Origin of the sequence: Roseburia sp. AF12-17LB (genome assembly GCF_003479605.1) — a bacterium.
In the GTDB taxonomy this organism is placed as follows: Bacteria; Bacillota; Clostridia; order Lachnospirales; family Lachnospiraceae; genus Roseburia_C; species Roseburia_C amylophila.
This window is the reverse complement of record NZ_QUHR01000024.1, coordinates 1-6,354: the sequence shown is the minus strand read 5'-3', so window position 1 is coordinate 6,354 and position 6,354 is coordinate 1. Positions and strand designations below refer to the sequence as shown.

Genomic DNA, 6,354 nt, shown 5'->3' with positions numbered 1-6,354 from the left:
TCTCCAAACCCTTTTTCAACATTAAACGCCAAACATATGCTGCAATTTGTCCAGCATATTATTTACTCTGCCTTCAACAGCTTCTGGCTGATTCCTTAATTCATACCTGCTTCCATAGTAATCATTTAAACGGTCTTTCATCTCATTACAAAATAATTTTTGATCTGTTTTACCATTTAAAAACTGATTGCAGATACCACTTATCTCTTTCTTCTCATTTGTATAAAAAGCTGTCTCATCTGAGATTATTTCTGACTTGTACTTATAAGATTCTGTTTTGCTTCCAATTCCAACAACCATGTAATCTGGTGTCATTTTCTCCATGATAGAATTACGTGCCGAATCATTAAAATGAACATATTCGTCAATCATGTCTGAAAAACCAGCTTGAAATTGCTCTGGAACATACATTTCATTTACTTTCCTTAGCCCCACTTCACTTGCACTTAACAAAAATACAGATTCATAAGAAGTTCCTCTATATCCCTCCTGAGCATTCAAAGAATCTACATCTGCTGTCATTGCATTAATCTTCTCTTTTAAATCTTTCATTTCATCTTCTGTCAAATATTCAGAAGCATTTTCGTCCAGCCATTTTTCAAAAACCTCTGATTGATTTTCCGAACAGCCTTCAAACGCATTTTGTTCTCCAGAAATGGAAGTTGCTTTCAAATCTAATTTGAATAAATTTTCACATTTATATTCTGCTGGTATCTCTCTTATCTCTCCATTAATAGATGAAAAATGCATTGTATGAAAATCCGATACCTTATTACGAGCAGTCTCAACTAACTTTCTTGCTGAATCACTGATTTTCACATCATCCTCCGAAATAATATTCTGAGGAACAGTTGTTTTCTTCTCAACCTTATTTTTTATCATCTCTGGATTATTAATATACCTATTTCCTTGAACTTTCATAGCAACCTCCTTAAGTTAGTCCACACTTTCTATACTTCTTTATCTATCTTGCTCGATGTCAAAGAACCTGCATCTATTTTCAGGTAATCTACATCACTGTCATTGCTCAATGAACCAATAAAACGATTTATATCTACTGACTTTCTGCCACTCTACTCTCTGGTGATGCCATCCAATGCACCAATTTGATATTTTCCTTTTATCGAATCCTCTTATGCCTTAATATCAAAACTTGATCTATCAGGTGCAGAAATACTCACAGATTCTGCTACAAGGCTCTGTGTCATACTTTTTACATCATTACCAGTTACGGATAAGGTATAATCACCCGTTTCTTTTCTTTCTGCCGATTTTTCTGCACGTTGCTTTGCAGCTTTTTCTTCCTCTGCTTTTTTAGCAGCTCTTTTTTCTTTTATCTTTTCCTCTTTTTCTCTGTTCTCTTTTGCCTTTCGTTCAGCATTCTCTTTCGCTATTTTCCCATCTGGATCATTTGTACCAGATACTGTCTCTATAATATTTCCGTTTGCATCAATCATATAACTCTGATTTGTCACAGTGCCCAAACATCCATTAATCGTATCTTTTGTACAATCCGGAATGGCTGCTAAGTTTTCCTCCAAATACTTTGCTTTTTCCGGATCATTCATGCACTTTTGTAAAAATGCACTTGAAACAGATACCGTTGTCGGAATGCCCTGCATTGAAGTCAGCCCTATATTCATATAATGGTATTTTCCTTGCAAGTATTTTGAATAATCATTTACATTACTATACCCTGTCTTAATCTGCTCTGTTTTTGTCACACCGGGACGTGATGTTTTTAATTCAACTGTACTTGTTGTCACGTTGCCATCTTTTGTATTTGTACTATCCTTTTCACTATCTGTTTTTTTACAGTATTCTTATAATTTGAAGCATAATACGATGTGTAACTGCTGTTATTGATACCCGTAATTGCCATAATCCTACCTCCCTGTTATTGAAACTTAAAATAATTTCTATTATATTGAACGACTTGGATATTTAATTTCTCTCAGCCTCAATATGATATGTAATTACTATTTTTATTTGTAAATCATAGTACTAACATCATCAAATCTTAATGCTCATCAATAACTGCTCTCTATTAGGCTGAATCATTGTATATTTCTCCTTAAATGAGGTAATTGCACCATACATTTTCTCAGTTAAATTTTCTGGGATTTCGTCCTTTCCCCTGGTTTTTTGCTCCTCAATGTAAGCCGATGCCAAAGTTGACCTTGTGGTAATTTTTGAAATTTTATTCATTTCTTCACCAATAATTCCACGGGCATGCTGATTGGTTGTCTCCATTGTCACAAAATCATCCACTGTTTTTTTATATGCTACATCTAAATTGCTTAACTCTTCATCCTTTGTAAGCTTACGAGGTCCATTTTCATCAGCTACATATATTTCTCTGGTTCCATTTTCATAGCCCTTCACAATTTCATCATATAATTCTGCGTATGCTTTAACATAATTATTTGCCTTGTCAGTAATATTTAAGGCACTTTTTCCTGTATCAACATTTTGATTCTGCTGTGCTGCCTTCTTTTGAATTTCATAACTATAATCAATATCACTGATTTTTTTACTCGCTAACAGTTCCTTTCTTTGAACCACATCATCATATTTTTCCTGTCCACTCTGCTGTATACGATTACGATAATACTCCAATCCCTCATTAGAAATCGAAAGCTTCACTGATTGCCCCACTGTATGTTTTTCGTTTGTCTGACTATTTCCTTTCTGTACTTTATCAGTATTTTTTTCCATTATTGAATTCGTATTATTCATGTAATTAGATATTTTCATATCCTATTTTTCCTCCTTAAAACCCATTATCTTAGTTTCACCTCGTGGCTCACAAATAAATCTATCTATAACTTTATATCTACTGACTTCCTGCCACTTTCCGCCGACTCCCTTGTAATACCATCCAATGCGCCAGCCGGTATTGGTTTACCAGCTCTCCATGTAGGATCTGCGACTTTTGCAGCTTCTGCAAATGCCTGTCTGTATTGATGTTCATATTGTTCCATTGTCCAGCCTGCTGATAAGCGGTCATCCTTATCCATTTTTCTGTATAAATTGTTATATACACTCTCCCTTTTGGTAGTATCACCATTTAAAGTACCATTTTCATTTAAGAATTCTTTCTTTGCCAGTTCAAACATTTCTTCCCGGCTGCTCTCTGGAATAGAAATGATATGTTTATAACTGTTTCTGTTCTCATCCGTTACAGCAAGTCCTGTTAATCCGGTATTCGGATCAATCCAGTCTCCATTTTTGTCATACTGGCTCATCAGGTTCTTAATTGCCTGAACATTTGTAAACATTGCACCGTTTCCATTTTTCATCATCTCACTCAGTGCTGCTTTATACTTTTTACTGTTTGTGTCGATCCCTGCTGCTTTTAATTGTTTCTGTACAGAACTGCTATTCATTTGGGACAACTGAATATTGTTGATTAAATTTGTTTTTGATGTTCCAAATGTCGTTTGAAATAAAAAACCGTAGTCCGTAATTCTTGACATAATCGAAACCTCCCATCATTAAATTTTTTATATCTATCATCCGCTTTATTTTTCTTTTTCTATCGACAACCCACTTCTAATATTTTACCTTTTCTGCACCAAGTACGATTTTTTTGCACGAAGTAAGACTTTTTACCAAAAAAGAGCACGAATGCTCTTTTTATGAATTGAGGAATAACTCAGCAATAAATTTATTTCCATCACTTTTCAATATTAAATTTCCATCATATTTTTTTACACTGCTCTGAACATTCAGCAGTCCTATTCCACCGCCTTTTCCTTTCGCTGATACCGGAAAACCATTTTTCCACTTTACTTCCCCGCAGTTATTTTCGATGCTGGCAGCTATCATTTTATGGTATGAGCCAATCTTAATCGAAATATATTTCTCTCCTTCCAGCTTCTCTGCTGCCTCAATCGCATTATCTAATAAATTTCCAAAAATAGTTGTAATGTCGATTGGTGCAAGGAAATTCAGATTCACATTATCCACCTTTATGGTTACTGAAATACCTTTTTCCCTCATAACGGATTCTTTATCGGTAAGAAGAATGTTTAATATTGGATTTTCTGTGTATTGAACCGGAATGAGCGGCTTTAACAGTTCTCTGATTTCCGCTGCATATTCTCCTGCCGTATTCCCCTGCTCTGCACCATATAATCCTTCGATTGCTTTAATATGCTTATTTACATCATGTAATATGTGGACGGTTTGATCATATTTTTTTGTCTGCGTCAAATAGTATTCGTATTGTACCTTTGCCTGTTGCTCTAAAGCGATGAGCTGCTTTTCATAATAGTTCTTTTCATCTGCCATTTTAACAAAATATAAAAGGTATAGATCTGCCAGAACAATACACCCCATATTGACTGCACATAAATAATTTTCTTCTCCATTTTTAAAATTCTCTACAATTACACCCATGTTAATCAGATTGTATAGGAGTATAATTCCATACATGATGTACCTTGTCTTTGCATAAGGAATATCGCTCTTTTTCACAAACCTGTTTATGAATGTATAATACAAAAAAATAAGTATTACTTTTGAAAATGTTACCTCAAGGCAGTAAAGCATCGTTTCATTCACATTTTTTATATCTGCTGCCTGCAAAATACATTGTAAAAGAATCACTCCTAATGATTCACAAACAGACATACAAAATACCAATGCCTCACATTCAATGATACGTCTTAACGGTTTATCCATATCCTCATAATACAGAGCATATGCTATTATCCCCGTCAACACGCCCCAGACCACCAAATTTAATATGGAATGATTGAGCATATTGATACAGGTTGTAAAAATCACTGTGACAGCCTCGATCACAATATATGCATATCTATTTTGACTGCTCCTTTTATACTTTCCATTCATAAACTGGAACAGTATGTTACTTATGATAAAACAGGAAAGAGCATTACATAATATCAGTAAAATCGTATTCATCGTTTCTCCTATGAATTTTTCTGCAAAAATTTATTTACTTCTTCTCTAAAATCGCTGCTTCTCTTTTGCGCAATCTGGAGTTCTTTTCCATTATCCATATAAATGGTAAAGCCTTTTATTTTTTCAATATGCCTTAAATTAACCAGATTTCCCCTGCAATTCACAACAAAATCATAGGGCTGCAGTTCTTCAACCAGTTTTTCAAAAATGCAGTCATACTCATATGTGATATCAGACAACGCTATCAGTACTTTTCTTGATCTTTTTATGTATTCAAAATATAAAATGTCCCTGAGTTTCAATTTGATTGACAGATACTCTTTCCCATTGCTGTCCGTCACTTTATAAAAATCCTTTTCTGCTCCGGTATCCGGCAGTTGATCCAGTAGTTCCAACATCTGCATTTCCAATTTATCATATTCCAGTGGTTTACATAGAAATGAAAATGCATGAACTTCGTTAATGACCTGCATACAATATTCTTCATAACTCGTAATATACACTAATTTCACATCCGGAAATTTTTCTTTCAATGTTCTCCCCAGTTTAATACCATTCAGTTCTTCCATCGAAATATCTAAAATTCCGATATCAATGTTGCTGATATTTTCAAGCATTTGATTTGCAGACACAAATTGCTCTATATGATAAGCAATCTGTTGGCTTGTAAAAATCTTATGCAGCATAGTCACTGCACGCTCAAGATCTGCTATATCGTCATCACAGACAACAATTTCCAACATAGCACTCACCTTCTTTCTCATTTATATATCGGCTCAATCTTTATTCTGTTTCAAATCTCACCTATAAAAGATATCACATGAAACAAAATATTACGGTATTTCTTCACCAAATACAATTTTTTAACACGAAATACGATTAAAAAAAAGCATTAAACCATTTACCCATGTTAATACACAAAAGCACTGTATCTCAAACTCTTTGAAATACAATGCTTCCCTGCATTTTCTATATCGTCATGTTGATATTATTACTTTACTATCCTGCACACTCTCTGGGAGTGACTATATCTATCAAAAAAGAAGCCAGCAGTTTATTCACGCACTACTGACTTCCTATATTATTCATTTTATTTACTTCGCTGCGTCTCAGACAAGTTTTCCATCTTTAAACACAATCTCTTTTATTTCTTAATATGCTTAAAAAGTTTCGTAACAAACAAGGCTTTCAAGAATATAGTGTTTTTTCACTTCTTTTCCTAATTTTACACCCCAAAGCTCATCCTACATTGTAGTTAATCCCTTTGTGTGACAAATCAGAAAATGTGAATCGGTGACAAGCATCCATTCCCGCTGACAAAATCAGTATTTTCAGTCCTGCTTCGCTGACAAATTTGTCACTGAAATTACAATTCTGCATGAAAAAAGCGGCAATGAAACTATCTTCATTACCGCTAAAAAT

The 6,354-nt window shown here is 34.2% G+C and carries 7 protein-coding genes; all 7 read right to left on the bottom strand.

Annotated elements, in window-relative coordinates; all coding sequences use genetic code 11:
• Positions 1-21: 21 nt before the first annotated feature.
• Positions 22-921 (bottom strand): hypothetical protein, encoded by a 900-nt coding sequence (locus tag DWV68_RS14155; RefSeq protein ID WP_055040600.1) that lies wholly within the window; start codon positions 919-921, stop codon positions 22-24.
• Positions 922-1,133: 212 nt separating this feature from the next.
• Entirely contained in the window at positions 1,134-1,766 is a 633-nt protein-coding gene (locus tag DWV68_RS14150) for a hypothetical protein (RefSeq protein ID WP_243089594.1), read from the bottom strand.
• A gap of 247 nt (positions 1,767-2,013) precedes the next feature.
• Positions 2,014-2,757: a hypothetical protein gene (locus tag DWV68_RS14145; RefSeq protein ID WP_117686866.1), complete on the bottom strand. Its 744-nt coding sequence runs from the start codon at positions 2,755-2,757 to the stop codon at positions 2,014-2,016.
• Between the two features lie 65 nt (positions 2,758-2,822).
• A complete protein-coding gene (locus DWV68_RS14140) occupies positions 2,823-3,479 on the bottom strand; it encodes a DUF3879 family protein (RefSeq protein ID WP_109258187.1) in 657 nt (218 codons plus the stop codon).
• 160 nt (positions 3,480-3,639) lie between these two features.
• The gene (locus tag DWV68_RS14135; protein ID WP_055193278.1) at positions 3,640-4,932 is read right to left on the bottom strand and encodes an ATP-binding protein; all 1,293 of its coding nucleotides are present in this window, start codon (positions 4,930-4,932) and stop codon (positions 3,640-3,642) included.
• Positions 4,933-4,940: 8 nt separating this feature from the next.
• Complete coding sequence (locus tag DWV68_RS14130) at positions 4,941-5,675, bottom strand: LytR/AlgR family response regulator transcription factor (RefSeq protein ID WP_118666107.1); 735 nt, start codon at positions 5,673-5,675, stop codon at positions 4,941-4,943.
• A 496-nt stretch (positions 5,676-6,171) separates the two neighbouring features.
• A partial coding sequence (locus tag DWV68_RS14615; protein WP_207663851.1) for a hypothetical protein occupies positions 6,172-6,354 on the bottom strand: 183 nt, incomplete at its 5' end.

Bases quoted from the DNA above. Each gene is read 5' to 3' on its own strand.
- DWV68_RS14155 (WP_055040600.1), bottom strand. From the start codon at position 921: ATGAAAGTTCAAGGAAATAGGTATATTAATAATCCAGAGATGATAAAA.
- DWV68_RS14145 (WP_117686866.1), bottom strand. From the start codon at position 2,757: ATGAAAATATCTAATTACATGAATAATACGAATTCAATAATGGAAAAA.
- DWV68_RS14140 (WP_109258187.1), bottom strand. From the start codon at position 3,479: ATGTCAAGAATTACGGACTACGGTTTTTTATTTCAAACGACATTTGGA.
- DWV68_RS14135 (WP_055193278.1), bottom strand. From the start codon at position 4,932: ATGAATACGATTTTACTGATATTATGTAATGCTCTTTCCTGTTTTATC.
- DWV68_RS14130 (WP_118666107.1), bottom strand. From the start codon at position 5,675: ATGTTGGAAATTGTTGTCTGTGATGACGATATAGCAGATCTTGAGCGT.